At 51.0% G+C, this 3,002-nt stretch carries 2 protein-coding genes; both read right to left on the reverse strand.

All coding sequences use genetic code 11. The features are described 5' to 3' along the window. A partial coding sequence (locus VFS25_RS16305) for a condensation domain-containing protein (RefSeq protein ID WP_326463232.1) occupies positions 1–2,277 on the reverse strand: 2,277 nt, incomplete at its 3' end. Positions 2,278–2,318: 41 nt separating this feature from the next. Then, positions 2,319–3,002, reverse strand: a 684-nt coding sequence (locus VFS25_RS16310) for a phosphopantetheine-binding protein (RefSeq protein ID WP_326463233.1), incomplete at its 5' end; no start/stop codon positions are given.

Below are 3,002 nucleotides of genomic sequence, written 5' to 3' on the forward strand. Positions count from 1 at the left end.
GTGCAATGTGCTTACGCCCTGTTCCCCTATGAGCCGCAGTAAACGGTCCGGTGAATAAATATCTTCGTCTTCGCTCAGCACCATTTTACATCCCCAGCACAATGGTAAAAACAGCTCCCACACCGATACATCAAAGGTGAAAGTGGTTTTCTGCAATACAACATCTGCAGTGTTGAACCCATAGGCACGCCACATCCATTCCAGGCGGTTCACCACGCCTTTATGCTCCAGCATACAGCCTTTGGGCTGACCGGTAGAACCGGAGGTGTACAGCACATAGGCCAGGTTGTTTTCTGATAGTTGTATGCCGGGGTCATGGTCCGGGTATTGGTTTTGTTCATTCAGGAAGCGGGCCAGCGCAACTTCATCCAAGCATACCTTGCTGCGGGTGTCGGACCGGATAAAGGATTTGCGTTCTGCAGGAAAGCCGGGGTCTATCGGCACATAAGCACAACCAGCCTTCAGCACCCCCAGCAGGCAAATTACCAGCCACTCGCTGCGGTGCTGCTCCACACATACCAGCTCTTCACGGCCTACACCGTAACTGGTTTGTAAATAGTGCGCCAGCTGGTTCGACAGCTTATCCAGCTGCTCATAGCTCCACTGCTCACCCTTATGCACCAACGCTACAGCGTTGCCGTGGGCAGCTACCTGTTCACGGAAAAGGTCCAGCAGCGTACGACCGGTGGGGTAGGTAACTGCTGTATCGTTGAAGGTGTTCAACAACTGCTGCTGTTCTGTTGAGGACAGATAATCCAGCTCCCACAGCTTACTATCAGGCGCTGTTACTGCTGCCTGTAGCAGCCGCTTATAATGTTCCATTAACCGTTTTATATGACCCTTGTCATACACATCGGTATTGAAATGCACTTCCATTTGCAGGCCTTCCATGGTTTCGGCAAAAGCAAACAGCAGGTCCAGCTTTGCCGGGCAAGGCCCCAGGTCTGTAATATCACCGGCCGTTTCGTCAGTTACCCCATTCACTGAAATGCCTTTTTCCTGCTGGTTCTGCAACACCAGGGTTACATCAAAAATGGGGGAGCGGCTCATATCGCGCTGCAGGTGCAGCTCCTGTACAATTGCATCAAAAGGGTACATCTGGTGCTCATAAGCGCCCAGCGTTACTTCCTTTACCTTTTCCATCAACGACAGGAAACTATCTGTTCCATTGAAACGGGTACGCAGCGCTACTGTATTTACATAAAACCCGATCTGGTCTGCCAGGTCCGCGTGCTCGCGGCCTGCTACCGGGCTGCCGACGATAATATCTTCCTGGCCGGTATAACGGTAAAAAAGTGTTTTCAGCAAGGCAGCCAATCCCATGAAAAGCGTGGTATGCTGTTGCTGACATAATGCAAGCAGCTGTTTTACCTGGCCTTCGGGGATGAGTGTTCTAAAGCCATGCCCGTTATACGTTAACAGCGCCGGTCTTATTTTATCCGATGGAAGTGATAATAACGGCAGCTCGCCGCCCAGCTGCTGCAGCCAGTAAGAACGGTGTTGCTGGTAACGTGCTGTTAACAGCTCCCGCTTTTGCCAGGCCGCATAATCTTTATACTGTATGGCAAGCGGCGGCAGCGCTGCTGCTATACCTTTTTGCAATCCTTCATAATAGCCCAGCACCTCTTTTATGAGCAGGGCCATTGACCAGCCGTCGCTGATAATATGGTGCATGTTGAAATGCAGGATATAACGGCGGGGACCTGTTTTTAATAAGGCGCCTTTCAGCAAGGGCCCTTTTTCCAGGTCAAAGGCAGTAGCGGAATAAGCATCAATGAGGGCCGCCAGCTCAGCGGCTGTTTTATGCGCTGCCTCTTCATATTCCAGGTGAAATGCAACAGCATGTGCCGGCAGCACTACCTGCCTTAATTCGTGCTGCTCATTTTCCCTGAAAACGGTGTGCAGTATTTCATGGCGGCTAATCAGCATTTGTATGGCTTGCTCCAGCAGCGCCTTTGAGTGATCGCCTTCCAACACTTCTGTATTAGGCATGTTATAGGCGCGGGACGCATCTTCCAGCTGGCTTAATATCCATATTCTCCGCTGCCCGTCAGATGCGGCATAGTCTTCCGCTTCCGCTATCCGTGGTATGCCCTGGTAATCATTCTGGCTATTGGCCTGGCTCAGGTACCTGACCAGGAAAGGCTTATTGTCGCGTATCTCCCTGATAATGTCTGCCGTTAATACATCGTCGTCATCGTATTTCAAAACGAGGTCATTATCTGACAAAGACAGGTATATGTTCTTTTCAGACAGCTTCTTTATTAATGCTAACATGATATAGCTATGAATTAAGGAGGCAATAAGGTTTACAATGGCTATTCTTCAAAAAGCTCCAGGGTATCGTTCAGCATTTCCATGCTTACTTCCCCGCTGTTGTCCGGCAGCAGCCTGTTCTCCGGCATATGATCAAAATAATTTTCGGACAGGCTCCTGATATTGGGGCACTCAAAGAAGGTGCTTACTTTCAGCGTGCTGTTGAACGAACGGTTCACCAAAGCCATGATGCGTATGAGCAGCAGTGAGTTGATGCCGATGTCAAAGAAATTATCTTCTATCCCTATCTTCTCTTCCGGCACGCCCAGCACCGAAGCGATAATAGCAGTAAGCCTGGCTTGCGTATCATTCACAGGCGCCACATATCCTGCCCCGCTGTTCAGCCCTGCATGCAGGGGCGCCGGTAACGATTTCCTGTTTACTTTTCCATTGGCGGTAAGGGGCAGCTTGTCCAGCTGTACATAATGCTGCGGCACCATGTAGTCCGGTAAACGTTGCTGTAACCGCTGGCGCAGGCTACGCACATCTATCTCGCCTTCGCCTACCAGGTAGGCTACCAGGTAAGGTTCCTGACCTTCTTCTTTGCGTGCTACCACCACTGTTTCCCGCAGCATGCCGTCCTCCAGCAATGCCTGCTCTATCTCACCCAGCTCTATGCGGTAACCACGGATCTTCACCTGGTCGTCGCTGCGGCCCAGGTACTCAATGGTACCGTCTTCCAGCCA

Origin of the sequence: Chitinophaga sp., from assembly GCF_035761305.1 — a bacterium.
GTDB lineage: Bacteria > Bacteroidota > Bacteroidia > Chitinophagales > Chitinophagaceae > Chitinophaga.